This is a genomic window from Bradyrhizobium sp. CSA207 (assembly GCF_029051685.1).
Lineage (GTDB): Bacteria > Pseudomonadota > Alphaproteobacteria > Rhizobiales > Xanthobacteraceae > Bradyrhizobium.
In genome coordinates this window covers 43,218-68,833 of record NZ_JAACFT010000010.1, presented here as the reverse complement: position 1 = coordinate 68,833, position 25,616 = coordinate 43,218, and the positions used below count along the sequence as shown (strand labels likewise).

Here is a 25,616-nt window from a genome sequence, read left to right as displayed (position 1 = left end):
GTCAAGCATCCACGGCGTATGGATATTCGCATGGCAGAGCGCTTCGACCGCATCTGGCACAATGCCCGGCTCGCCACGCTGCGGGCCGACCGCCCCGATCTCGGCGAGATCGAGCACGGCTTGATCGCCGCGCGCGGCGGCCACATCGTCTATGCGGGCGCCGAGGCGGACTTCCCTGCGGATGCAGACGCGATCAAGCGGATCGACTGCGAAGGACGCTGGGTCACGCCGGGACTGGTGGATTGCCACACCCATCTCGTCTATGGCGGCAATCGCGCACATGAGTTCGAACTGCGCCTGAAGGGCGCAAGCTATGAGGAGATCGCACGCGCCGGCGGCGGCATCGTCTCGACGGTGGCTGCGACCCGCAAGGCCAGCGAAGCCGACCTCGTTGCAAGCGCGTTGCCACGGCTCGATGCGCTGATCGGCGAGGGCGCGACGACGGTCGAGATCAAGTCCGGTTATGGCCTCGATACCGAGACGGAGCTGCGGCAGCTCGCGGCCGCCCGCAGCCTCGGCCGCAAGCGGCCGGTTTCGATCCGCACCTCCTTCCTCGGTGCGCACGCGCTGCCGCCCGAGGCCGATGGCGACAAGGACCGCTACATCGATCTCGTCTGCAAGGAGATGCTGCCCGCCGTGGCGAAGGCGGGCCTTGCCGATGTCGTCGATGCCTTCATGGAGGGCATCGCATTTTCCGGCGAGCAGACGACGCGGGTGTTCGAGACCGCGAGGGCGCTGGGTTTGCCAGTCAAGCTTCACGCCGACCAGTTGTCAAACCTTGGCGGCGCGGCCCTCGCCGCAAAATTCTCGGCGCTGTCAGCGGATCATTTAGAGCACACGGATGAGGCTGGGGCGGTCGCGATGGCAAAAGCCGGAACGGTGGCCGTGCTGCTGCCCGGCGCCTTCTATTTCATCCGCGAGACGCAGAAGCCGCCGGTCGAGACGTTCCGCAAGCACGGCGTCAACATGGCGCTTGCGACCGATTGCAATCCCGGCAGCTCGCCGCTGACCTCGTTGCTGCTCGCCACGAATATGGGCGCGACGCTGTTCCGGATGACGGTCGCCGAATGCATCGCCGGCGTGACGCGTGAAGGCGCCCGCGCGCTCGGCGTGCTCCATGAAACGGGCACGCTCGAAGCCGGCAAATGGTGCGATCTCGCGATTTGGGACGTCGAGCGTCCCGCCGAGCTCGTTTATCGCATCGGTTTCAATCCGCTGCATCATCGGGTGTGGAGGGGACAGTGACGGACGCCGGCACGCCGATCATCGTCAAACCGGGTGCGGTCAGCCTCGACGAACTCGCGCGCGTGCTGACCGGGGCTCCCATCGTTCTTGATCCGGCATTCTGGCCGCGCGTAGAGGCGGCCGCTGCGATCGTCACGAAAGCCGCGCGCGCCGACGCGCCGGTCTACGGCATCAATACCGGCTTTGGTAAGCTCGCCTCAAAGCGCATTCCGCCCGACCAGACCGCGCTGCTCCAGCGCAACCTCATCGTCTCGCATTGCTGCGGCGTCGGGCCGGCGACGCCTGAGCCGATTGTGCGGCTGATGATGGCGCTGAAGATCGTCTCGCTCGGACGTGGCGCCTCCGGCGTGCGGCGCGAGGTGATCGAGCAGCTGCAGGGAATGCTGGCGCAGCGCGTCTATCCGCTGGTGCCGCAGCAGGGCTCGGTCGGCGCCTCCGGCGATCTTGCGCCACTCGCGCACATGACCGCCGTCATGATCGGTGAGGGGCAGGCGCTCGTCGAGGGCAAGATGGTGTCCGGCAGCGAGGCGCTCGCCGCGGCCGGCCTGACGCCGCTGACCCTTGGGCCGAAGGAGGGGCTCGCGCTGATCAACGGCACGCAGTTCTCGACCGCCTACGCCATTTCCGGCGTGCTCCGCGCGTTTCGTCTCGCTTGCGCCGCGCTCGTGACCGGCGCGCTGTCGGTCGATGCGGCGATGGCGTCAACGGCGCCGTTCCGCAGCGAAATCCAGGCGTTGCGCGGCCATGCCGGGCAGATCGCCGCGGCAGCGACACTGATGGCATTGCTCGACGGCAGCGATATCAGGCAGTCGCATCTCGAGGGCGACGAACGTGTGCAAGATCCCTATTGTCTGCGCTGCCAGCCACAGGTCACAGGCGCCGCCCTCGACCTGATCACGCAGGCCGCACGCACCTTGATCGTCGAGGCCAATGCCGTCACCGATAATCCACTGGTTCTCGTTGAAACCGGCGAGATCGTCTCGGGCGGCAATTTTCACGCCGAACCGGTGGCGTTTGCCGCGGACGCAATCGCGCTGGCGCTGTCGGAGATCGGCGCAATCAGCGAGCGACGCATCGCGACGCTGGTCGATCCGGCGCTGAATTTTGGGCTGCCGCCATTCCTGACGCCCGACCCCGGCATCAATTCCGGCTTCATGATCGCCGAGGTCACGGCCGCCGCGCTCTATGCCGAGAACAAGCAGCGCGCACTCGCCTGCTCGATCGATTCGACGCCAACCAGCGCCAATCAGGAAGACCACGTCTCGATGGCTGCGCATGCCGCCCGTCGTCTCTCCGACATGGCCGACAATCTCGCCGCCATCATCGGCATCGAGCTTCTGGTCGCCGCACAAGGCATCACGCTGCGCGCGCCGCACGCGACCAGCGCGCCGCTCGTTGCCGTGATCGCCACTTTGCGCGAACAGGTGCCCGCGCTCGGCGCCGATCGCTACATGGCGGACGATCTCGCCAGAGCGGCCACGCTCGTGGAAGCTGGCGCCCTGCCAGCGGCTGCGATCGCTGCGCTTCCGACCGATCCGTTTCCGGGACTTATCTGAATAAGATGCTTGAAGAGGCTTTCATGAACCGCCGACTGGACAATGACCGCACCATCCGCGCCCCGCGGGGCAGCGACATCAGCGCCAAGAGCTGGCTGACGGAAGCGCCGCTCCGCATGCTCATGAACAATCTCGATCCCGAAGTCGCCGAGCGCCCGAGCGAGCTCGTGGTCTATGGCGGCATCGGCCGCGCCGCGCGCGATTGGGAGAGTTTTGACCGGATCGTTGCGTCGCTGCGCAAGCTCGAAGGCGACCAGACGCTGCTGGTCCAGTCCGGCAAGCCGGTCGGCGTGTTTCGTACCCACGCGGACGCCCCGCGTGTGCTGATCGCGAACTCGAACCTGGTGCCGCACTGGGCGACGCTCGATCATTTCAACGAGCTCGATCGCAAGGGCCTGATGATGTACGGCCAGATGACGGCGGGCTCCTGGATCTATATCGGCAGCCAGGGCATCGTGCAGGGCACTTACGAGACCTTCGTCGAGGTCGGGCGCCGCCATTATGGCGGCAGCCTAGCCGGCAAATGGATCCTCACCGCCGGTCTCGGCGGCATGGGCGGTGCGCAGCCGCTGGCCGCGACCATGGCTGGTGCTTCGATGCTTGCGGTCGAATGCCAGCCGAGCCGCATCGAGATGCGCCTGCGCACCGGCTATCTCGACCGCCAGGCCGCGACGCTCGACGAAGCGCTGGCGATGATGGCGGAGACTGCGAAGACGCAAAAGCCGGTCTCGGTCGGCCTGCTCGGCAATGCCGCCGAGATCTTCCCGGAACTGGTGCGCCGCGGCGTCAGGCCCGACATGGTCACCGACCAGACCAGCGCGCATGATCCGATCAACGGCTATCTGCCGAAAGGGTGGACGCTCGCCGAATGGGAAGCCAAGCGTGCCGCAGATCCGAAAGCGGTCGAGCGCGCGTCGAAGACGTCCATGGTCGATCACGTCCAGGCGATGCTGGACTTCCATGCGCTGGGAATCCCGACGCTCGACTACGGCAACAACATCCGCCAGATGGCGAAGGACATGGGCCTGAAGAACGCCTTCGATTTCCCGGGATTCGTGCCGGCCTATATCCGTCCGCTGTTCTGCCGCGGTGTCGGACCGTTCCGCTGGGCCGCGCTGTCGGGTGATCCCGAGGACATCTTCAGGACCGACGCCAAGGTCAAGGAGCTGATGCCCGATGACAAGCATCTGCACAACTGGCTCGACATGGCCAAGGCTCGTATCAAGTTCCAGGGTCTGCCGGCGCGGATCTGCTGGGTCGGGCTCGGCGACCGGCACCGCCTGGGCCTCGCCTTCAACGAGATGGTCGCGCGCGGTGAGTTGAAAGCGCCGGTGGTGATCGGCCGCGATCATCTCGACAGCGGCTCGGTGGCAAGCCCGAACCGCGAGACCGAGGCGATGCGCGACGGTTCGGATGCGGTGTCCGATTGGCCCTTGCTCAACGCGCTGCTCAATTGCGCCAGCGGCGCGACATGGGTCTCGCTGCACCATGGCGGCGGCGTGGGCATCGGCTATTCGCAGCATGCCGGCATGGTCATCGTCGCCGACGGCACGCCGGACGCGGCGCGTCGGATCGAGCGCGTGCTGTGGAACGACCCCGCCAGCGGCGTCATGCGGCACGCAGATGCGGGCTATGACACAGCGATCGAATGCGCCCGCACAAGCGGGCTCGATCTGCCGAGCCTGGCGAAGTAGCAGCGGCCTTCCTTCCGACTCTGCAGGCCTTGCGAGGTCCTAGTTACGTAGACGGCGATGCCGTCGGTGCCGGCACAGTAGATGTTGCCGATGAGTCAAAGTGTTCTTGCCGTTTGAACGGACGCGACTGTCATGCAGCTCGACCGGCGGGCGAGTTATGTCGTGGCCGGCATTGAACGCGAGTCCGCCGCACCGGAAAGGCTCAGGCGAGAGCGGCCTGCCGTTCCCGCACCGGTTCGCGGGCCCGCTCCGGGTTCCGCGGTTCGGCGAGCCGGGCAAAGCTGCGCTGGCTCGATTGCGCGGGCGCTTCGACGATGACGCCCTCGCAGACGATCTGGCCGCCGAGCATCTTAAATTCCATCTTGTCGTAGCGCGGCATCGTCTCGCCGGCTGCAGGCGGTAGCAGCTGGATGCGCCCCTGGATGTTCAGCGTCGCATCGCCAGTGCCGTGGAGCCGCGGATTCCACATCCTGACGCCGGTTTCCGCCCAGCGTCGCCGGATCAGCGTGGCACGATCGACCGGTTCCGCGACTTTTCCGCGCGTCTTCGGTCTGCTGGTCTCCGGGGAGAGAGAAATAACAGCCGGAGCCGGATCGATGTTGGTGGGCTCTACGGTGACGATTGCCGCGACCTGAGGATGGTTTGCAGTGATCAGCTCGATCTCTAGCGCGATGCCCGAAGTTGGATCGCTCTTGGTGCTGACTTCGGAGGCATCAGCTGCGGCGTCGACCAAGGCGACACACGAGCCGTCTACGACGGTTGGGTCGATAATTGCGAGAACAGTGGGGGAGGGATCGGTGTCGATGACGACGTCAGGACCATCGATCGGAGTGCTCTCGACGTCGGCAGATGAAACTGAGACCTCGTCCGCGACAGGCTCGACTTCCGCGGGGAGCTCAGGAGAAGTATCGCTGCCAATGACGAGATCGGAAACTTCGATCGGCTCACTTTCGACGCCGGACGAGCCCAAGGTCTGCTCGACCGCGATCGGCTCACCTTCTGTGGGCGCCGTTCGAGATGAATCGTCGCTGACGTTGATGTCGCACGGCGCTGCCGGCGAGCTCTCCGCGATGACCGAGATAGCCTCGTCATGCTCCGCGATCAGAGCCGTGACCGCGCTGTCCGCGTCGTTGTGCAAAGGATCGATGCTGATGCCGAGAGCCGGAGCGGCCTGGGCGGTATCGACGATGATGGCAGAAGGTTCGTCCGCAGCGATCGGCGCCACATCGATGCTGCCGCTGTGCGGCAGAGGCCGAAGCCGGTTGAACGCCCATTTCACCGCGGGAATGCGGCGCAGCAACGATATCAGTCTCGATAGCACTGGGAGTTGTCCAAGAGGTACTCGGCGTGAGGCGATCGCTGATTCGCCAGCAATACAAAAAACTGCCCCGGCCGTCACACCGATGTCAATGTAGGTGGGACCAATTGCAGAACATCCACGCATCCATCGGGCGCGAGCGGCGCGGCATCCGTGCGATCCGGTGGCTACGGCCAAAGCCGAGGTAGCTCAAGACAACCTGAATGCGAAGATGACGTTCCTAGCTACGGCTCGGCAACATCGGGTCGCAAGGTGCATTGCACCGAACGTCGGGGTTCTCGCGTCATCCTCGTGAGGGTAGTCTGGAACGCTCGATATCTGAGGACGATGCATGAGAAGAATTGCCGCCATCGGAGCGATCCTGTTCTGGTCGACACTTGCGTTTGCGCAGGATCGCACGATCACCGTGGCCTCGACGACGTCGACGGAGCAGTCGGGCCTGTTCGGTTATCTGCTGCCCCTGCTCTCGAAGGCTGAGGGCATCAATGTGAAGGTCGTTGCCGTCGGCACCGGTCAGGCGCTCGACATCGGACGGCGGGGCGATGCCGACGTGGTGTTCGTCCATGACAAGGCTGCCGAAGACAAGTTCATGTCCGAAGGGCAGGGCGTGAAACGCTTCGACGTCATGTACAACGACTTCGTCATCGTCGGGCCGAAGAGCGATCCCGCGCACATCGCCGGTGGCAAGGACGTGACCGAGGCGCTGCGAAAAATCGCGGCGGCGAAGGCGCCATTCATCTCGCGCGGCGACAAGTCGGGCACGCATGCGGCTGAGCTGAGGTTGTGGCAGGAGGCGGGCGTCGACCTCGGTGCCGGCAAGGACGGCTGGTATCGCGAGATCGGCCAGGGCATGGGGCCGGCGCTGAACATGGCCTCGTCGTCGAATGCCTACGTTCTGTCGGACCGCGGCACCTGGCTGTCGTTCAAGAACCGTGGCGAGCTTGCGATCCTGACCGAGGGCGACAAGCGGCTCTTCAACCAGTACGGCGTCATGCTGGTGAATCCGGCAAAACACCCGAACGTGAAGGCGCAGGACGGGCAGGCCTTTATCGACTGGCTGATCTCGCCGAAGGGACAGGACGCGATCGCCAGCTACAAAGTCGGCCGCGAACAGCTATTTTTCCCCAACGCGTCCCACTAGCAGGAAGGCGACGGTCGACACTGCCACGCTGAGCGCCAGCAGGATCAGTCCGAGCCCGAGCGCAAGCGGCAGGTCGCCCTTGCTGGTCTCCAGCGCGATCGCGGTCGTCATCGTGCGGGTGAAGCCGCGAATGTTGCCGCCCACGACGATGATGGCGCCAACCTCCGCGATCGCGCGTCCGAAGGCTGCGAGGAACGCCGTCAGTAGTGACGGCCGGCCGAGCGCGAACAGCAGGCCGATGCTGCGCAGCACGGACAGTCCGTCGATCCGCGCCAGATCGCCGTACTCGGACCACAGCAAGCTCGCCGGCCTGTGCACCAGCGCCACCACGATGGGCGTGGCGAGCAGCGTCTGGGCGATCACCATGGCGGTCGGCGTGAACAGCAGACCCGCTGCCCCGAGCGGGCCGGACCGCGACAGCAGCAGATAGAGGCCAAGCCCGACCACGACTGGCGGAAGGCCGAGCAGCGCATTGGTCAGCACGATAATGACCTGCCGTCCGCGGAAACGGGCGATCGCAAGAAAGACGCCGAAAGGGGCACCAATCAGCAGCGCGAGGACGCTGGCGGTCAGGCTGACGCGCAACGACAATGCGACGATGCCGATGAGCTCCGGGTCCGCCGAGCCGATCAGCGAGAAGGCGGCAGTGATGGAGCGCCCGAAGTCGCTCATCCGCGCGCGAACTTCGCTGTCCGGCTAAGCGCCTCCGGATCGACGAGATCAAAGTTGCGGAGGCGCTTCACGAAATGTTCCTTGCAGATGCTATTGTTGGAGCAAAGCGGCGGCCGGTGGGTAATATGGTCGATGCCCTTGGTTCGCGCCAAGGGCCTTCGATAGCCGGGCTTATGGAGGATCCTTACCAGAACTTGCCAGAGTGGGCTTTGAGCCAACGTATCGCAGGATCAGAACGGCCATCAGGATCATCGCCGAGAAGAAATGGCTCCGCAACACGACCATGGGCCCAAGCTGCGGCCCCGTCGGATCAATTGCAAGGAGGGGTGTGTTCAGCAGAAATACGGGAATTGCAACGGCCAGGGACAGCAATCCGCCGACATTGGTCAGAATCATCACCGCGGGTATGACCGACAGGAAATAGTGCGTCCAAGCGATCGGACTGAAAACCGTGATGACAACGAGAGCCAATGCTGCCGATGCGCCTGCCCACTCGTTCCGTCTGGACATCCAGCCTGAAAAGGCCACGCCCGCGATCGAAGCAACCAGCGATGCGGCTTTCAGAGCGGGCGTGAGCGGGAGCATCCGCCAGTTGTCAAGTTCCGAGCTCATCGAGTCCGAGTAAGCAAGCCACGCCGCCAGAGATTGGTTGTTGTACGAGACCAGCAACACGTTCGACACGCGACGCATCGATTGAACATAGGCGAGCGTCAGGTCCGTTCCCACGGCAGCGACAGTCAAAGCAGCCAAAATGACCGAGCAAACCACGAACCACAGCGCGGCTCGATAACGTCCACCGGCCAGCCAGTAGACGACGAGCAGCCCGGGCGTGATCTTGACGGCGCACGCGAGCGCCAGCAGCGCCCCTGCGGGGACGGCTCGATCCCGTTGCGCCAAATGCAGGGCCAGGACCGCAAGCATCAAGAACAAGGCGTGGGTTTGCACGAGCGACATCGCGTACCGAAACGGCGTGCTCATCGCGATGGCTATCAGCAAAACCGCCAATGGCAGTGGCCGCAAGAAACTGCCGGCCCAGGCGCGAGCAACAACCTCGACTGCGACCGCCAAGGACAGGAGGGCGATGACCAGGAAAACGATGCTGAAACCGCCGAATGTCAGATTGGTGCAAAGAGGCAGTAGCACCCATGCCCATAGCGGGGTCTGGACGTAGGGATGCAAAAAGCCGGTGAAATGCGCGCTTGCCGCGGTGCTGATCCATGCCGCCGTATCGACGACGTGGAAAAGGGTCGGGTGGAAGTCGTAAAGATGGTCGCTGCTGCCATTCGCCAGCAGCCGGCAGCCGATATAGGACGAGGAAAGGTCATCGCCCGAAGCGTTTCGGAACCAGAACAGACTGCAAGCGATAAACGCAACGTAAAGTGCCAGTCGCTGGGCGCTACGCGCAGTGCTCCAAGCCTCGACGTCGCCCACTATGAATCAGCCAATCCGAACAGGGTCAAAGAATCGGACAGCAGAATACGACTGATCGACCAGGTGGCGCCAGCAAATCCCCTCAAAGCGAGCACGGCGGTAACATCCGCTCCCGCCAGCGGGGCTTTATTCCCGCCATGAATGCTTTAAGGAGGACGCAGGATCGGGTCGCAACCGGTAGCCGGCGGTGCTAGACCCGGATGCTGGACCGAAGGGGTCGGGCGGTTGCGCCCGCAGATGAGAAGGATGTGAAGCAATGATCCAGACCGTTGGCATCATCGGGGCAGGGACCATGGGGAACGGCATCGCGCAGATTTGCGCCGCGGCCGGTCTTTCGGTCGTGATGGTCGACATTTCCGATGCGGCGGTGGGCCGCGGTATCGCCACCGTCGGCGGCAGCCTCGAGCGGCTGGTCAAGAAGGAGAAGATGTCGGCGGCGGATCGCGAGGCGACGCTGAAGCGCATCACCGGTACGACCGATCGTGCCAAGCTTGCCGACTGCGACCTGGTGATCGAGGCCGCGACGGAGAACGAAGAGCTCAAGGTCAAGATCCTGAAAGACCTCTGCGCGACACTGTCGCCGAGCACGCTACTCGCGACCAACACCTCGTCGATCTCGATCACGAAGCTCGCCGCCGCGACCGATCGCCCCGATCGTTTCATCGGCATGCACTTCTTCAATCCGGTGCCGGTGATGGCGCTGCTGGAACTCATCCGCGGCTTGCAGACCTCCGACGACACCCACGCCAAGGCGCTCGATTTCGCCAAGCGTGTCGGCAAGGTCGCGATCACGGCGAAGAACAGCCCGGGTTTCGCCGTCAACCGCATCCTTTGCCCGATGATCAACGAGGCAATTTTTGCGCTTCAGGAGGGGATCGCGACCGCAGAAGAGATCGATGCGGGCATGAAGCTTGGGTGCAACCATCCGATCGGGCCGCTGGCGCTCGCCGATCTGGTTGGGCTCGACACCATGCTTTCGGTGATGGAGGTCTTTTATAAAGGCTTCAACGACCCCAAATATCGTCCGGCGCCTCTGCTGAAAGAGATGGTCGATGCCGGCCATCTCGGCCGCAAGACCGGGCAGGGCTTTTACACCTACGGCGCCTGATATTGGTGCGTGGCGGGGGTTCAGAGCATGGTCCGGAAAAGTGCGTAGCGGTTTTCCGACAAGATCATACTCAAGAAATAACGTCCGCCGCCCGGTCCCTCAAATTTGCGCAGCGACAAAGACGATGCGTGCGATTGACCCGACAATGTCGCACGGGTGGCCGTGGGAACAACGGAACGGATAGCAAAGGACATGTCGGATCGACTGAAGGCCGAGCGGGAGGCCGCGGCCGAGCGGCGGAACCTGCTGGTTCAGGACGCGATCGAGCGTACCGGGATCACCGAAGAGATGATTGGGGAACTCGTGTCTCGGTTCTACGGCCGCGTGCGCGAGGACGCGTTGCTGGGGCCGGTATTTGCCAAAGTGCAGGATTGGGACGAGCACCTCACCAAGCTCAGGGGCTTCTGGTCGTCGGTCGTGCTGATGACCGGCCGCTATCATGGTTCGCCAATGCGGGCGCATCTCCCGCTCACGCTGATCGGGGGTCATTTCGACCGCTGGCTCGACCTGTTCGAGCAGACCGCGCGCGAGGCTTGCCCGCCGGCGGCGGCCGCGCTGTTCATCGACAGGGCACGGCGCATCGCCGACAGTTTTGAAATGGCATCGGCGACCGTTGCCGGGCGCATCGCTTCACCACGCCACGTGCTCCGCTCCTAGAACACAGAATGCCTGACTGAGAAATGCGCAGCGGTATCGATGCTGCTGGGCATCGCGACGCGCGTTGGCGCATTGCACCAATACCGAGAATATCGGTCTGATCTGCAAAATCATCATGCCGGTCGCGTAGCCTGACGTTGCAATTCAAAATATGCGCGTAAATGCGCGCGTTTTGCTTTCAATCAAGACGAGCAAAGCCATATTGATGCACCGCGGCGAAAAATCTCCGCCTTTTTTTCGGCAGAGTTCCAGCGCCTGCTTGCACGCATGTCGAGTGCATCGTTCAACACAACCTCTTCATTCTCCGACAACACAGCGGAATCCGAAGCTGGCGCCTGTACGGAGCAAACGCGGCGGGCGCTTCTGATTGGTGCGCTCGTCACCACGACGTGCCTCGCCTGTTCCACGCAGGTTCGCGCTGGCGAGGATCCGCCGGGTTCCGACGAGCGGCCGCAGAAAGGCGACCTGCTCGTCTTCTCCGAAGGCGATCAGGAAGGAAAGGTCATCACCGCGGCCGATCTGTCGCCTGGCTCGCCGCCGGTCCATGCCTGGCCGAAGGATCCAAAAACATCGGTGGTGCGCAGCGCCTCGCGGCTCAACGAGATCCTGATCATCCGCCTCGATCCCGCCGAGCTCGACGAGCAGACGCGCGCGCGCGCCGTCGACGGCATCATCGCTTATTCGGCGATCTGTTCCCATGCCGGCTGTCCCGTCACCGCCTGGGTCAAAAGCGATGTCGGCGACAAGGAAGTGTTCAAATGCATGTGCCACAACTCCGAATACGATCCCCGCGCGGGCGCGCAGGTCGTGTTCGGGCCGGCACCGCGGCGGCTCGCGGCGCTGCCTCTGACGCTCACTGAGAGCTCGCTCAGCGTCGCCGGGAACTTCGTCGGAAAGGTAGGTGGCGCGCAGCCAGGATGATGGTCCGCGGGGTCGCGCCCGCACCACGACAGGCCGCATCCGCGCGCTGCGGGTGACGAGAACAACGACAAAGAATTCACAAACGAATTCATCAAAGGGGAAACGTCCATGACGAGCAAGCAATGGTTACTGTCCGGCTTCGTCGCCTTCACCTGCCTCGCCTCGACCGCCGCCGTTTCAGGGCCGATCGAGAATTACGCGCCGGTCACCGCGCAGCGCCTGGAAAATCCGGAGCCCAGCAACTGGATGCTCTATCGGCGCACCTATGACGGGCAGGGCTATAGCCCGCTCGACCAAATCAACACCTCGAACGTGAAGAATCTGACGCCGGTCTGGACCTTTGCCACCGGCGTGGTCGAAGGCCACGAGGCGCCGCCGATCGTCAATAACGGCGTAATGTTCGTGGCAACCCCGATGGGGCAGGTGATCGCGCTGAACGCGAAGACCGGCGACGAATACTGGCGCTACAAGCGGCAGCTTCCCGATGATCTGTTCCAGCTGCATCCGACCAGCCGCGGCGTCGGCCTCTGGGAGGACAAGCTCTACCTCGCCACCACGGACGACCATGTCGTGGCGCTCGACGCCAAGACCGGCAAGGTGGTGTGGGACACCAAGGTGCAGGACTACAAGAAGGGTCAGTACATGACCCTGATGCCGCTGATCGTCGACGGCAAGGTCATCGTCGGCGGCTCCGGCGGTGAGTTCGGCGTGCGCGGCTATGTCGCCGCCTATGATGCCAAGGACGGCAAGGAGCTGTGGCGGACCTTCACCATTCCCGGCGAGGGCGAGCCCGGTCACGACACCTGGCAGGGCGAGGACTGGAAGAACGGGGGCGGCTCGGCCTGGATGACCGGCAATTACGACAAGGAGACCAAGACGATCTATTGGGGCGTCGGCAACGCCGCGCCGTGGCCCGGCGAGACTCATCCCGGCGACAATCTCTACACTTCATCGGTGCTCGCGCTCGATCCTAACACCGGCAAGATCAAGACCCATCACCAATACCACCAGAACGATTCCTGGGACTGGGACGAGGTCGATGCGCCGATGCTGATCGACCTGCAGCGCGACGGTCGCAACATCAAGAGCCTGGTCCATCCGGGCCGCGACGCGATCTTCTGGATACTCGAGCGCACGCCGACCAAGATCAACTACGTCGCCGGCTGGCCGTTCGTCTCCACCGATGTCTGGAAAGGCATCGATGCCGAGACCGGCAAGCCGATCCTCGATCCCGCACACAAGCCGGTGATCGGCAAGCGCGTCGAGTTCTGCCCGTCGCTGTGGGGCGGCAAGGACTGGCCGTCGGCGGCCTACAGCCAGAACACCGGCCTCGTCTACGTGCCCGCCAACGATAATTTCTGCGGCGGCTTCACGGGCGAGAAAGTCGCGCTCAAGCCGGGCGAACTCTGGCTCGGCACCAAGCCGGAGGATATTGGCCTGAAGACGAAGCCGGGCGCCGATCATTTCGGCGAGCTCCAGGCCTGGGATCCCGTGACGGGCAAGAAGGTGTGGCAGCACAACTTCCCAAAATCGCAGCTGTTCGGATCGGTGACCGCGACCGCAGGCGATCTCATTTTCGCCGGTGGTACCAACGACCGCAACTTCCGCGCCTTCAACGCCAAGACCGGCGAGCTGTTGTGGGAGCAGAAGACCAACTCCGGCATCATGGGCATGCCGGTATCCTATGAGGTCGACGGCACGCAATACGTTGCGATCCAGTCGGGTTGGGGGGTGGACGCGCAGCGTATCCAGGATGCGCTCGTGACCAACAATATCGGCATCGAAGCCAATGTGCCGCAGGGCGGCGTCATCTGGGTGTTCGCGCTGAAGAAGTAGCTCCGCGGGGGGATCGAAGAAGCGGAGCGGCGCGGGGGCGAGCGAATGCGGCGGACGAAATGTCCGCCGCATTTTGCGTGCGCCTTGCTGTCTTCCCTTCTCCCCTCGCGGGAGAAGATGGCGCGCGCATTGCGCGCGCCGGATGAGGGGTTCTCTCCGCGGATAACAACGCGAGATGCTTGATCGCGGAGACAACCCCTCACCCAAGCGAGATTGTGGCAGGCAACATCGCTGCCCTCTCCCACAAGGGGAGAGGGCACATCGATGAGCACGGCGCGATAGACTTCTATCGCGCTCCTTCTTGTTTGAGCATGATCTCCGCGCAAACGCGTTCCACGTTTGTCGCGCGGGAAAACCGGTGCCCATTTTTCCGGATCATGCTCTATGCCTCCAATTGCTTGCCGATCGGGAGCGAGCGGATACGCTTGCCCGTCGCCGCGAAGATCGCATTGATCAGCGCCGGTGCGAACGGCGGCACGCCGGGCTCGCCGACGCCGCTCGGCGGCGTGTCCGGTCCGGGCGGCACGATGTAGACGTTGGTCACCAGCGGCGACTCGTCCATCCTGATGACTTGGAAGTCATCATAATTCTTCTGCTGGACCTTGCCGTCCTTGAAGGTGATCTCGCCATATTTGGCGAGGCTCAGCCCCATGATCGCCGCGCCCTCGATCTGCGAGGCGATGCGCTCGGGGTTGACATAGGTGCCGCAATCGATGGCGGTGTCGACCCGCGGCACCGTCAGCTTGCCCTTGTCGTCGATGGCCACCTCCACGATGGTCGCGATGTAGCTGACGAAGCTGCGGTGCACGGCGATGCCGAGGCCGTGGCCCTTCGGCACCTGCCGCCCCCACTCGCCCTTCTCGGCGACCAGCTCGACCACCTTGCGCAGCCGGGCGGTGTCGATCGGATAGCTGTCAAAGGGCTCACCGTAGTTCCAGAGGTCTTTCACCGCGGGCTTGACGATGCGGGGGCTGCCGATCAGCGCGAGCAGCGTCTCCTTCTGATCGCGGCCGGTCGCCTGCGCGATCTCCCCGACCATTGACTGCACTGCGAAGGCGCGCGGGATGTTCGAGACCGAGCGGAACCAGCCGATGCGGGTATGCGCCGCCGCTTCCGGGTTCTCGCAGCTAATGTTGGCGATCTCGAACGGCATGTCGACGAGACCCATGCCAATCTCGAACGGGGCTTGATGCACGGTTCCGGCGGCGAACGTCGAGGCGATGCTCGGCGCCACACTGCGGTGGCGCCACGCGATCACCTTGCCGCTCTTGTCCAGGCCGGCCTCGATCCGCTCGACCGAGACGGTGTGCAGGAAGCCGTTATGGAGATCGTCTTCCCGCGTCCATTGCACCTTCACGGGTGCCCCGAGCTCCTTCGACAGCAGTGCCGCCTCGAGCGCGAAATCGCATTTCGACTTGCGGCCAAATCCGCCGCCGAGCAGCGTGACGTTGACCGTGACGTTCTGCTCGGGAATGCCGAGCGTCTTGGCGACGTCTTCACGAGTGCCGCCGGGGCTCTGCACCGGCGCCCATATTTCGGCCTTGTCGCCCTTGACGTCGGCCACCGCGACCGGCGGCTCCATGCTGACATGGGCGAGATGGGGAATGTAGTACTCGCCGACGATCACCTTGTCGGCGCCCTTCAGGGCGGCGTCCGCATCGCCCTCCTTGCGCAGTACGAGGCCGGGCTTGCGCGAGGCCTCCTCGAGCTCCTTGCGGTAGGCGACGGAGTCGTATTTGCCGTTGGGACCGTCGTCCCAAACCAGCTTCAGGGCGTCGCGTCCCTTGATCGCCGCGCCGGTGTTGCGCGCGATCACGGCGACGCCGCCGAGCGGCTGGAATTTCGACGGCCACGGCCAGCCGCGCACTTCCATCACCTTCTCGACGCCGGAGACCTTCATCGCCTCGGCTGGATCGAATGACACGAGCTTGCCGCCGGTCACCGGCGGGCGCGCGATCACGGCGTATTTCATGCCGGGCAGGCGCACATCGGCGCCGTAACGCGCCTTGCCGGTGGTGATGTCGTGCAGATCGACGATGCCGACCTGGCCCTTGGTCAGATAGCGGAAGTCCTTGGGGTCCTTCAGCTTGAGGCCTTCGATGCTCGGCACCGATTCCTTGGCGGCGTCCGCAGCGAGCTCGCCGAAGCCGAGCTTGCGTCCGCTCGCGCTATGGACGACCTCGTGATTGACGGCCTTGACCTCGGTCGCCGGCACGCCCCAGCGCTTGGCCGCGGCCTGTTCCAGCATGGTGCGGGCGGAGGCGCCGATCTGGCGCATCGGGATCAGATAGTGCCGCGTGCTGCGCGAGCCGTCGGTGTCCTGGTTGCCGAACTTGACCTCGTCGCCATGGGCCTGCTGCACCTTCACCCTGGACCAGTCGGCTTCCATCTCCTCGGCCACGATCAGGGGCAGGCTGGTGCGCACGCCGGTGCCCATCTCCGAGCGATGGGCAAGGATGGTGACGATGCCGTCGGGGGCGACCGAAACGAAGACGCGGGGGTCGACCACGACGCCATGCGGCATCTTGCCGGCGCCGGTTTCATAGGCAAAAGCCTGGCGCGACATGACTGGTGCGGCGAGCACGAAGCCGCCGGTGATGCCGAGCCCCTTCAGGATGCTGCGGCGCGAGACCTTCTCGACCTTGATGCTCTTTTCGAAGCCACGGAGCTTGCCGGGATTGTCGACGAAATTCATGTCACACCCCCGTCGATGCGAGATGGACCGCGTTCTCGATGCGCTGATAGCAGCCGCAGCGGCAGATGTTGCCGGACATCGCCTCGCGAATCTGCTCGTGCGACGGCTTTGGATTATCCATCAGCAGCGCGGCGGCCTGCATGATCTGGCCGGCCTGACAGAAGCCGCATTGGGGAACGTCGACCTGGCGCCAAGCTTTTTGGACCGGGTGATCACCGTTCGGATGCAGCCCCTCGATCGTCGTGATCTCGCGCCCGGCGACGTCGTTGATCGACGTGATGCAAGCGCGCACGGCCTCCTTGTCGACGATGACCGTGCAGGCGCCGCAAAGGGCCTGACCACAACCGAATTTGGTGCCGGTCAGCCCGGCCTCATCGCGCAGGAACCAGAGTAGCGGGAGATCCGGGTCGCCGTCCCAGCTCTGCTCCTGGCCGTTGATCTTCACCTTGATCATGATCGTCCCTCGCTCTTCATAAGCATGTCGCTTCAAATTTCGTCGGCGCCGGTCGGCGCCATGGTCCGTGAGCCGCGTCGTCCCGTATCTCGCCACTCGTCCCGCGCAGGCAGATCCCGGCGGAAGTCGGTGATGCGAAATCGCAATGTCCGGATGTGCTCGATACCTCCCGTTTTGTTCTTAATTAATTGAACTTCGCGGCATCGTGATGCTCGCGACCGTATCAGGAGTCGGGACAGATCGGCATTCACAGCCGGGTGTCCTCGACGTGAACAGATTGCAGTCGTGATTTGTCAAAAGCAGGGCGCGGCAGGACGTCGCGTATGTGCGACCGCGAACGCAGCCCCGACGAAAAAAAGCTTCGTCCGCCAGGCAGACTGTGCGGACGAAGCAGGATGCCTCAGTCGAGGGAGGGAGAAACGCAGCGGCGCAAGCTTCAAGGAGGAAGTTGGCGGCACTGCGCAGTCATTCAGAGACCAGGACTGAGGGAGCCGATGATTCTCGCAAGCACATCAAAGGCGAGAGAGGCGTCGTCGTCGCGATCTTCCGGTAACCGCGCCCGTCCGGCTCGCTGGCGGTGGTCGGGACCAGCGAGCGGACGGGGTGTGGCGAACATCGGGCGGCCTTGGACAGGCAGCCTTGATGCTCAAGCGGCTTTTGCTTTCGCGACGTGGGTCGCGATTGCGTCCATCAGTGCCGGCGACAGGCAGTCATAGGGCTCCAGCCCAAGCTCCTTGAACCGAGACCGTATGCCCGCCATCTGCTCCGGCTTCACGCCCGATTCGATCACCGACGAGACGAAGGCGGCGAACTGAGGTGCCGCCGAGCCTGGCTCCTGGAACAGCTCGGCGTGGATGAAGTCGAGGCCGTAGAACGGATGGTCCTTGTTCTCGATGCGGCCATACATATGCGTGCCGCAGGCCTTGCAGGCGTGGCGCTGGATCACCGCGGAGGGATCGACGATCTGAAGCTTGTCGCCGTTCTCGAGCACCGTGACATTCTGGCGTGGCACCACGGCCACGACCGAGAAAATCGCGCCCTGCGGTTTCCAGCACTTGGTGCAGCCGCACGCGTGATTGTGGGCGACGTCGCCCTTAACGCCGACCTTGACCTGATGGTCCTTGCATTTGCAGACGAGCGTGCCGCCGGCAAAATTGCCGCTGCCCTGTTTGATGCCGTTATCGATCGAGGGATGGAGTGCAACAGTCATGGGTCGATCCTCCTTGGGTGTGATGCTTCTGAGCTAGAACACGACGACTGAACGGATGGATTTTCCCTCGTGCATCAGATCGAAGCCTTTGTTGATGTCTTCGAGCTTGAGCGTGTGGGTGATCATCGGATCGATCTGGATCTTTCCGTTCATATACCAGTCGACGATCTTCGGTACGTCGGTGCGACCGCGCGCGCCGCCGAAGGCAGTGCCGCGCCAGTTGCGTCCGGTGACGAGCTGGAACGGGCGGGTCGCGATCTCCTTGCCGGATTCCGCAACGCCGATGACGACGGAAGTGCCCCAGCCTCGATGGCAGGCTTCGAGCGCCTGGCGCATCACCGTGGTGTTGCCGGTACAGTCGAAAGTGTAGTCGGCGCCGCCGTCGGTGAGATTGACGAGATGCGGGACGATGTCGCCGGTGATCTTCTTGGGATTGACGAAATCGGTCATGCCGAATCTGCGCCCCCATTCCTCCTTGGAGTCGTTGATGTCGACGCCGATGATCTTATCGGCGCCGGCCATCTTGGCGCCCTGGATGACGTTGAGGCCGATGCCGCCGAGGCCGAACACGACGACGTTGGAGCCCGGCGTGACCTTGGCGGTGTTGACGACGGCGCCGACGCCCGTGGTGACGCCGCAGCCGATGTAGCAGCTCTTGTCGAAGGGAGCGTCCTCGCGGATCTTCGCCACCGCGATCTCCGGCAGCACCGTGAAGTTCGAGAAGGTGGAGCAGCCCATGTAGTGGTAGATCGGCTTGCCCTTGTAGGAGAAGCGGCTGGTGCCGTCGGGCATCACGCCTTTGCCTTGCGTCGCGCGGATCGCGGTGCAGAGATTGGTCTTCTGGCTGAGGCAGCTCTTGCACTGCCGGCATTCGGGCGTGTAGAGCGGGATGACGTGATCGCCCGGCTTCACCGAGGTCACGCCGGGGCCGATCTCGCGGATGATTCCGGCGCCCTCATGGCCCAGGATCGACGGGAAAATTCCCTCGCTGTCGAAGCCGTCGAGCGTGTAGGCGTCGGTATGGCAGATGCCCGTCGCCTTGATCTCGACCAGGACTTCGCCGGCCTTCGGTCCTTCCAGATCGACCTCGACGATCTCGAGCGGCTTCTTGGCTTCGAAAGCGACGGCGGCACGTGTCTTCATCGTAAGCTCCTCAAATTCTCATAGAACGCCAAGAAGTAGTCTTGGCAGTCCTCGTAACGTTCATTTGTTGCCCATACAGGCGTCTTCCGCCTTGGTGTAGGCCCCCGTCTTCTCGTCCTTCTTGGCTGGGCGCTGCCGGCCCCATGCTTCCGTGGAGCGGGCGCGTAGATAGACGTACAGATCGTCCATGTAGCAAGCGACATTCGGGTTGTCGCCGAAGGCCGGCATCACGTTCTCCTGCGCGGTCGAGATATTCTTGCGACCGGAGGCGACGACGCCGAGGAAGTCGCCATAGCTCATCGTCTTGACGGAGTCCTTCAGCGCCGGAGCGTAGGTGGACCCCATGCCGTCCGGGCCATGGCAGACGTGGCAGTCCGAGTGATAGCGCCGATATCCGGAATAGGTGAACCAGTCCACGGTGCTGTCGGCAGAAATCTTGTAGGTCGGGACTCCTTCCTTATCGAGCCACTTTCCGTCGTCTTCCTTCTTGACGGCGGCCGGGTCGCCTGGGCCGTCGTCCGCGACAGCAACGCCTCCGGACGCAACCAGGACCATCGCAGCAATGACAGAGCAGATTTTACGCAAGAGAATTTCCTCGGGGCCTTCGTTGGAGACGAGCCGGCGCGTAGATTTGATCCACGCGCCGGAGCGATACGGTGTTGAGGCTAGTTCGCCGGCAGCGAGAACACGGTCAGCGTACCGCCGAGCGCCGTGTAGTTGCTGAGGGCCGCGTAGCCACCGACTGCGCCGAGACCGGCGGTCGGATCGGTCAGGCCTGCCGCCAGACCGATGCCGGCCCAGCCGCCCACGCCGGAGAGCACTGCGACGTACTGCTTGCCGCCGTTCTCATAGGTCGTGACGTTGCCAATGATGCCGGAGGGAGTCTTGAACTTGTAGAGCTCCTTGCCGGTCTTGGCGTCGACTGCCTTCAGGTAGCCTTCGAGCGTGCCGTAGAACACCACGCCGCCGGCAGTTGCGAGCGCACCGGACCAGACCGAGAACTGCTCCTTGTTCGACCAGACGATCTTGCCGGTCTTGCCGTCCCAGGCGATGAAGTTGCCCATGTGGCTTTCACCCTGCGGCGGATACATCGAGAGCGTCGCACCCACATAGGGCTGGCCCGCGGTGTAGCTCACCTTGAACGGTTCGTAGTCCATGCAGACGTGGTTGGTCGGAACGTAGAACAGCTGCGTATCCGGCGAGTAGGCTGCCGGCTGCTCATCCTTGGTGCCGAGCGCGGCCGGGCAGATGCCCTTCACGTTGTGGTCTTCGCCCGCCTTGTCGGTCGAAGCTGCGTCGAGCACCTTCGGACGACCATAGGTCGGCGAGTTCTTGTCCATGTCGACGCCGGAGGTCCAGTTCACCTTCGGATCGTATTTCTCGGCGACGAGCAATTCGCCGTTGGTGCGATCGAGCGTATAGCCGAGACCGTTACGATCGAAATGCGTCAACAGCTTGCGCGGCTGGCCGTTGATCTGCTGGTCCGAGAGGATCATCTCGTTGACGCCGTCATAGTCCCATTCGTCATGGGGCGTCATCTGATAGACCCACTTGGCCACGCCGGTGTCCGGATTGCGCGCCCAGATCGTCATAGACCATTTGTTGTCGCCGGGACGCTGCTTCGGATTCCAGGTCGAGGGATTGCCCGATCCGTAGTAGACGAGGTTCAGTTCGGGATCGTAGGAGATCCAGCCCCAAGTGGCGCCGCCGCCGATCTTCCACTGATCGCCTTGCCAGGTCTTCAAGCTGGAATCCTTACCGATCGGCTTACCGAGCGCAGTGGTCTTGTCGTCGACCAGGAGCTGGTCATCCGGCCCTTCCGAATACCCGCGCCAGACCTGCTTGCCGGTCTTGATGTCGTAGGCGGTCATATGGGCTTGAACGCCGAACTCGCCGCCGGAAATGCCGATCAGCACCTTGTCCTTGACGACCAACGGCGCCGAGGTGCCGGTCTCGCCCTTGCCGGGATCGCCGTTCTTGGCGGTCCATGCAACCTGACCGGTCTTGGCATCGAGCGCGACCAGGGTCGTGTCGGCCTGATGCAGGAAGATCTTGCCGTCGCCGTAGGAAACGCCGCGATTCACGGTGTCGCAGCACATCACGGGGATGACGTTCGGATCCTGCTTCGGCTCGTATCTCCAGATGATTTTGTTCTCGTTGGAAAGGTCAAGAGCGTAGACCTTGTTCGGGAACGGCGTGTGGACGTACATCACGTTGCCGACGATCAGCGGGCCGCCTTCATGCCCGCGCAGCACGCCGGTCGAGAACGTCCAAGCCACCTGGAGCTTGCCGACGTTCTGTGCGTTGATCTGGTTCAGCTTGGAAAAGCGGGAATTGGCGTAGTCGCCCGCCGGCATCACCCAGTCTTTTGGGTTCTGCGACATCTTGTTCAGCTCATCATTGGCTGAGGCGCTGCCGACAGCGAGAGCCGCCGCGGAGCCAAGATAGGTCGCCAGTAGCACCTTGCGCATAGTCATTTCCTCCGTTGGTCGCGTTTATTGTTTCCGAAGCATTGCTTAATCACCGGGCTTTTCGTCCGGCGTCTGCTCGTGCAGGGCGGTCGCGATTGAGACCAGAAACGATGCTGTGCTGTTTCCTCCTCCTGATGAGAGCCACGGGTCCACGTGCAGGAGCGGCCCGTTCTTGGTGTTCCTGACGCAATCCCTAACGCCTTCACCGTCGGGAAACTTGCCCAAGAGAGAAGGCGATTTGCTCGACAGCGCACGGACGCCAAGTTTTTGATTTTGCAGGCGCGAATTCAGCTGCTTCCATATCGCACCGCGCCGCCATCGACAGTCAGGTTCCCCTTGACGACCGTGCAACTAAGGCGGAGGATTAAGCTTCAAGGGTGGCAATCGAACGATGGTTCTCGTTCCAAGAGACCGCCTGAATTTGAGGTAAACGTCACGCAATCATGGCTGAGGGCTTCGGCAGCGCTGGTCGCGATTCGCGTCGAATCTCCGGATCAATGCAGTGGCTGGATTAATGTCCGACACAATTCACACGCTCTCGACGACCGGAATGACGCCGAAGCGGCAGATCCAGAGCTGGATCGACGGGCTCACCAGCCTATGTGGTCATTTCGACGTCGATCCGCTGGAGGCGTCCTCGCTTGAAGGCCGCATCGACTACACCAGTGTTTCGCGCCTCAAGCTCTGCCAGATCGAGGTCAGCCAGCATCGCATCGCACACACGCTGGCGCGCGCCAAAGCCAACGAGCATCCCTACATCAAGATTCACTTCCAGACCTACGGCGTCTCCTATTTCGAGCAGGAGGGTCGCCACATCGAGATCAACCCGGGCGACATCATCGCCTATGACGTCTCCTGTCCGCATTCGATCATCAGCCCCGCCTTCACGCGCCACGACGTGGTGATCGTGCCGAAGGCGTTGCTGCGGGACCGCGGATTCCCGTCGCAGCGAATGCCCGCCTGCAAGCTGTCGTCGCGCACCGGGACGGGGCGGATCGCTCATGATTTCGTCCATGCCACGTTCGACGAAGCGGCAAAGCTGTCGGCGAACAGCGCGGTCGGCGTCGCTGATTCGTTGATCGATCTGCTGCTGTTGCCGCTGCGCGAAGCCGACACGATGCTGGACCGCGTCGGGCCGGAGGCGATGTATGTGCGCGCCCAGTTTTTCATCCGCGAGCACCTGCGCGATCCGGATCTGTGCATCGACCAGATCTCCACCGAACTCGGCTGCTCCAAGCGCTATCTGCACATGCTGTTCTCCGAGCGCGGCACCACGGTGAGCGATTACATCTGGCAGGCGCGCCTTCAGAACTGCCGCCAAGAGCTCGAGGCCCACGCCGGCAAGACCATCACCGACGTCGCGTTCTCCTGGGGCTTTTCCAGCTCATCGCATTTCAGCCGCGTGTTCCGGAAATATTTCGGCGTGGTGCCGTCCTCAATCCACAAGGGGCAGCAGGCCGCTGCCAGCGCGGACGGGCATTAGGCGAGCATCGCGCGGCGTTTCGCGATCTGGGGACGCGGCTGGTTCATGCGACGGAGGGATGACCAGCCCAACGCCGGGATACGGGCGATGCCGACGCGGCATTGATTCAGGCCGGCTCGAGGCCAAGAGACTGCGCGCTTTCGATCCAGATCGGCAGCTCACGTTGATACAGTGCATTGGTCTCCTTGAAGCCGATCGCCGGTTCGAGCACGAACGTGTTGAGAACTTCCCTCACCTTGGGATCGCTGTTGGCCGCCACGCAGAGTTCGGCGAGCCGGTCGACGACCGGTTGCGGCGTCGCCTTCGGCACGGCCCAGCCGGTGAAGCCGCTCACGGTGAAGAATTTTGACGTCCCGCCCTGCTCGGGCAGCGTCTTGATATCGGGAATCGCGCCGACCTTCTTCGAATGCACCGCGAACACGGCGCCACGGTCGCTCTGCAAGACGGATTGCGCCGCCGTATAGCTGCCCATCGCGGCGTCGAGCGTGCCTTCCAGCATCCCTGTCCACATCGGGGCTTCGCCCCGGTAGTGGATCGGCTCGATGGCAAGGCCATACTGCTTGTTGAGCTCGTTGATTGTCATGTGCGGGGCCGAGCCCGCGCTATAGGTGCCGAAGTTCACCTTGCCGCTCTTGCGCGCGAAGGCGACGAAGTCCTCCAGTGTCTTGATGCCGGTCTTCGGGTTCGCCACCAGCAACAGGCCGGCGCCCGGAATGACGCTGACGAGCGCCAAATCCTTGTCCATGTCGTAGCCGGGATTCTTCATCACCACCCGGTTCATGATGTAGGTGGTCGAGATCGAACACAGCACGGTTTGGCCGTCGGGCTCCGCGCGGGCGACCTCGGCCGTGCCGATCGCGCCGGAGGCGCCCGGCTTGTTTTCGATGACGACGGTCTTCCCCACCTGCTTCGAGATGAATTCGCCGAAGGCGCGCGCGAGCAGGTCGGTCTGGCCGCCGGCGGGGTAGCTACAGATCATGCGAATCTGCCGCGACGGCCACGCACCTTGCGCCGAGGCGCTTCGCAAGAGGAAAGGCATCGCAAGGGCGGTGGTGCCGGCGGCGATGATTTGGCGGCGATCGAGTTTGGCGGACATGATTCCCTCCTGATTTTTTCCGAGGGTACTGCATCAAACCGCCTCTGCCACAGGCGAGAGGCGAGACAGATTGGCGCATTCGCCACATCATTCCGGGATGCGTGCGCAGCATGCGGGCCCGGAATCCATCTGGCCGCAGACCGTGTTGTGTAATGGATTCCGGGTTCGCCCTGCGGGCGCGCCGGAATCATGAAGTCTCACCGTTGAATAATCTGCTTCCAGGCGTCGCCGAGGATCGCGGGTTCGCGCGGCGGCAGATAAGTCAGCCCTACCTGTTTGCCGAATTCGGCGATCTTGCCCTCGGCAGCAAGCCGGGTCAGTGCCTTGTTGACGGCGTCGATCAGGGCAGGCTCGCTCGCAAGCGCGACATAGCCGCGATTAGCGCCGATCGGGTAGTAGTAGCCGGAAGCGGTGATCGCGGCGTCGGGATGCGCGGCACGATGGGCGTCGAAGCGGGCGAGGTCGATCAACGTTGCGTCGTACTCGCCGCGCTCGAGCGCCCCGAGCAGGTCGCTGCGGCCGGGCACGAGATGCGTGATCCCATCGATCAGGCGCCCTTTGTCGAACGTCATCAAGATGGCATCGCCCAGCGATCCGCTCTCGATCGCGAGGCGAAGGCCGGCGAGATCGCCGATGTCGCCGATCTTGCGGCCGGCCGCCTTCGGCCCGAGCACGACCGTCATGGGCGAATATACGTAAGGCTGGCTCGGGCTGAGCACGCCGAGCGCGACGCGGCGGCGGCGGTCGTCGCGCGTGGCGCCGGCGAAATCCGGCAGCCGGGCCGTCTTCATGCCGGGGACCACCAGCGAATCCTGCGTCAGTGCGTAGCCGCCCACGAGCGCGCAACGCCCGTCGGAAAGCAGTGCGTTGGCCTCGAGCTGCGGGCTCGAATCCTCATCCAGCTTGCTCTCGAACCACTGAATGGCCAGCGGCCGTCCTAGCCGCTCCGCGATCGCCTGCGCCAGCAGCACGTCGAAACCGGAGTCCGGCTTGCTGCGGTGGTGCACCGAGAGCGGCGGCCGGTCCTCATCGAGACAAATCCTTAAGGGATCGTCGGCGGCATAAGCGAGCGTTGCCGTCGCCACGAGGATTGCGGCGACGCTCCATGCGGTGCGCCAGGCCGTCATGGCTTCCTCCGGCTCGAGATGAAGGCCCAGAGATCCCCGATCTCGTCGTCGCTGAGGATGTCGGCCCACGGCGGCATCTTATTGTTCTTGCCGTTCTTCACCGTGGTGACGAAGCGCGTCTTGTCGTCGGGGAAGGCGCGCAGGTCCGGCGTGATGGTGCCGGAGTTCATCATGTTGGGGCCGTGGCAGTGCGAGCATTTCGAGGCATAGGTCGACTTGCCGTGGTCGATCTGCGCCTGCACGGGATTGCCATTCGCTTCATCCGCGGCGCGAACGGTCGCCGCAAGCGCGACCGTCAGCACCGCGACGGCGGCGATCTTCGCCGCCGTCTGGTAAGTCACCTCTCTCAGCACGTCTT

The 25,616-nt window shown here is 63.5% G+C and carries 21 protein-coding genes; 9 read left to right on the top strand and 12 right to left on the bottom strand.

The annotated features are described in order from the left end of the window. The first annotated feature begins 30 nt into the window (after positions 1 to 30). Genes hutI through hutU form a run of 3 tightly spaced genes read left to right on the top strand, consistent with a single transcriptional unit; the run spans position 31 to position 4,495 of the window. Positions 31 to 1,245: an imidazolonepropionase gene (gene hutI / locus GWG65_RS13245; protein WP_275196007.1), complete on the top strand. Its 1,215-nt coding sequence runs from the start codon at positions 31 to 33 to the stop codon at positions 1,243 to 1,245. Next, on the top strand, positions 1,242 to 2,801 hold the full coding sequence (gene hutH, locus GWG65_RS13240; protein ID WP_275196006.1) for a histidine ammonia-lyase: 1,560 nt from the start codon (positions 1,242 to 1,244) through the stop codon (positions 2,799 to 2,801). Before hutI ends, hutH begins: the two co-directional genes overlap by 4 nt. 23 nt (positions 2,802 to 2,824) lie before the next feature. Next, positions 2,825 to 4,495 (top strand): urocanate hydratase, encoded by a 1,671-nt coding sequence (gene hutU / locus GWG65_RS13235; RefSeq protein WP_275196005.1) that lies wholly within the window; start codon positions 2,825 to 2,827, stop codon positions 4,493 to 4,495. A gap of 202 nt (positions 4,496 to 4,697) precedes the next feature. Here hutU and GWG65_RS13230 read toward each other — a convergent pair whose 3' ends face one another. Further along, a complete protein-coding gene (locus tag GWG65_RS13230; protein ID WP_275196004.1) occupies positions 4,698 to 5,795 on the bottom strand; it encodes a hypothetical protein in 1,098 nt (365 codons plus the stop codon). Positions 5,796 to 6,144: 349 nt separating this feature from the next. Between GWG65_RS13230 and GWG65_RS13225 the strand changes: the two genes are divergently transcribed. Beyond that, on the top strand, positions 6,145 to 6,954 hold the full coding sequence (locus GWG65_RS13225) for a substrate-binding domain-containing protein (RefSeq protein ID WP_275196003.1): 810 nt from the start codon (positions 6,145 to 6,147) through the stop codon (positions 6,952 to 6,954). Here the strand turns inward: GWG65_RS13225 and GWG65_RS13220 are convergent. Both GWG65_RS13220 and GWG65_RS13215 read right to left on the bottom strand, forming a co-directional pair. Next, entirely contained in the window at positions 6,928 to 7,626 is a 699-nt protein-coding gene (locus GWG65_RS13220) for an ABC transporter permease (protein WP_275196002.1), read from the bottom strand. The genes GWG65_RS13225 and GWG65_RS13220 overlap by 27 nt on opposite strands. Before the next feature lie 171 nt (positions 7,627 to 7,797). Further along, a complete protein-coding gene (locus GWG65_RS13215) occupies positions 7,798 to 9,057 on the bottom strand; it encodes a glycosyltransferase family 87 protein (protein WP_275196001.1) in 1,260 nt (419 codons plus the stop codon). Positions 9,058 to 9,313: 256 nt separating this feature from the next. Here GWG65_RS13215 and GWG65_RS13210 point away from each other — a divergent pair, with 256 nt between their 5' ends. The 4 genes from GWG65_RS13210 to GWG65_RS13195 all read left to right on the top strand — a co-directional run bounded on the left by GWG65_RS13210 (position 9,314) and on the right by GWG65_RS13195 (position 13,579). Then, on the top strand, positions 9,314 to 10,165 hold the full coding sequence (locus GWG65_RS13210; RefSeq protein WP_275196000.1) for a 3-hydroxybutyryl-CoA dehydrogenase: 852 nt from the start codon (positions 9,314 to 9,316) through the stop codon (positions 10,163 to 10,165). A gap of 192 nt (positions 10,166 to 10,357) precedes the next feature. Then, positions 10,358 to 10,822 (top strand): group III truncated hemoglobin, encoded by a 465-nt coding sequence (locus tag GWG65_RS13205; RefSeq protein WP_275195999.1) that lies wholly within the window; start codon positions 10,358 to 10,360, stop codon positions 10,820 to 10,822. Between the two features lie 267 nt (positions 10,823 to 11,089). After that, a complete protein-coding gene (locus tag GWG65_RS13200) occupies positions 11,090 to 11,743 on the top strand; it encodes a Rieske (2Fe-2S) protein (protein WP_275195998.1) in 654 nt (217 codons plus the stop codon). Between the two features lie 108 nt (positions 11,744 to 11,851). After that, a complete protein-coding gene (locus GWG65_RS13195) occupies positions 11,852 to 13,579 on the top strand; it encodes a methanol/ethanol family PQQ-dependent dehydrogenase (protein ID WP_275195997.1) in 1,728 nt (575 codons plus the stop codon). A 382-nt stretch (positions 13,580 to 13,961) separates the two neighbouring features. On the opposite strand, the gene GWG65_RS13190 is transcribed toward GWG65_RS13195, so the two are convergent. The 6 genes from GWG65_RS13190 to xoxF5 form a co-directional block, all read right to left on the bottom strand. Further along, entirely contained in the window at positions 13,962 to 16,274 is a 2,313-nt protein-coding gene (locus GWG65_RS13190) for a molybdopterin cofactor-binding domain-containing protein (RefSeq protein ID WP_275195996.1), read from the bottom strand. 1 nt (position 16,275) lies between these two features. After that, positions 16,276 to 16,728: a (2Fe-2S)-binding protein gene (locus GWG65_RS13185; RefSeq protein ID WP_275195995.1), complete on the bottom strand. Its 453-nt coding sequence runs from the start codon at positions 16,726 to 16,728 to the stop codon at positions 16,276 to 16,278. A 646-nt stretch (positions 16,729 to 17,374) separates the two neighbouring features. Next, positions 17,375 to 17,938 carry an S-(hydroxymethyl)glutathione synthase gene (gene gfa, locus GWG65_RS13180; protein ID WP_275195994.1) on the bottom strand — a complete coding sequence of 188 codons (564 nt, stop codon included), beginning with the start codon at positions 17,936 to 17,938 and terminating at the stop codon, positions 17,375 to 17,377. A gap of 33 nt (positions 17,939 to 17,971) precedes the next feature. Then, the gene (locus GWG65_RS13175; protein WP_275195993.1) at positions 17,972 to 19,081 is read right to left on the bottom strand and encodes an S-(hydroxymethyl)glutathione dehydrogenase/class III alcohol dehydrogenase; all 1,110 of its coding nucleotides are present in this window, start codon (positions 19,079 to 19,081) and stop codon (positions 17,972 to 17,974) included. 60 nt (positions 19,082 to 19,141) lie between these two features. After that, the gene (locus GWG65_RS13170; RefSeq protein WP_275196138.1) at positions 19,142 to 19,636 is read right to left on the bottom strand and encodes a c-type cytochrome, methanol metabolism-related; all 495 of its coding nucleotides are present in this window, start codon (positions 19,634 to 19,636) and stop codon (positions 19,142 to 19,144) included. Positions 19,637 to 19,746: 110 nt separating this feature from the next. Beyond that, the gene (gene xoxF5, locus GWG65_RS13165; RefSeq protein WP_275195992.1) at positions 19,747 to 21,552 is read right to left on the bottom strand and encodes a lanthanide-dependent methanol dehydrogenase XoxF5; all 1,806 of its coding nucleotides are present in this window, start codon (positions 21,550 to 21,552) and stop codon (positions 19,747 to 19,749) included. A gap of 514 nt (positions 21,553 to 22,066) precedes the next feature. Here xoxF5 and GWG65_RS13160 point away from each other — a divergent pair. Further along, positions 22,067 to 23,035, top strand: coding sequence for a helix-turn-helix domain-containing protein (locus GWG65_RS13160; RefSeq protein ID WP_275195991.1), 969 nt, complete (start codon positions 22,067 to 22,069; stop codon positions 23,033 to 23,035). A gap of 106 nt (positions 23,036 to 23,141) precedes the next feature. On the opposite strand, the gene GWG65_RS13155 is transcribed toward GWG65_RS13160, so the two are convergent. The 3 genes from GWG65_RS13155 to GWG65_RS13145 all read right to left on the bottom strand — a co-directional run bounded on the left by GWG65_RS13155 (position 23,142) and on the right by GWG65_RS13145 (position 25,611). Further along, positions 23,142 to 24,131, bottom strand: coding sequence for a tripartite tricarboxylate transporter substrate binding protein (locus GWG65_RS13155; RefSeq protein WP_275195990.1), 990 nt, complete (start codon positions 24,129 to 24,131; stop codon positions 23,142 to 23,144). Positions 24,132 to 24,328: 197 nt separating this feature from the next. Continuing rightward, the gene (locus GWG65_RS13150; protein ID WP_275195989.1) at positions 24,329 to 25,258 is read right to left on the bottom strand and encodes a transporter substrate-binding domain-containing protein; all 930 of its coding nucleotides are present in this window, start codon (positions 25,256 to 25,258) and stop codon (positions 24,329 to 24,331) included. Further along, positions 25,255 to 25,611 carry a cytochrome c gene (locus tag GWG65_RS13145; RefSeq protein WP_275195988.1) on the bottom strand — a complete coding sequence of 119 codons (357 nt, stop codon included), beginning with the start codon at positions 25,609 to 25,611 and terminating at the stop codon, positions 25,255 to 25,257. Before GWG65_RS13145 ends, GWG65_RS13150 begins: the two co-directional genes overlap by 4 nt. Between the last annotated feature and the right edge of the window lie 5 nt (positions 25,612 to 25,616).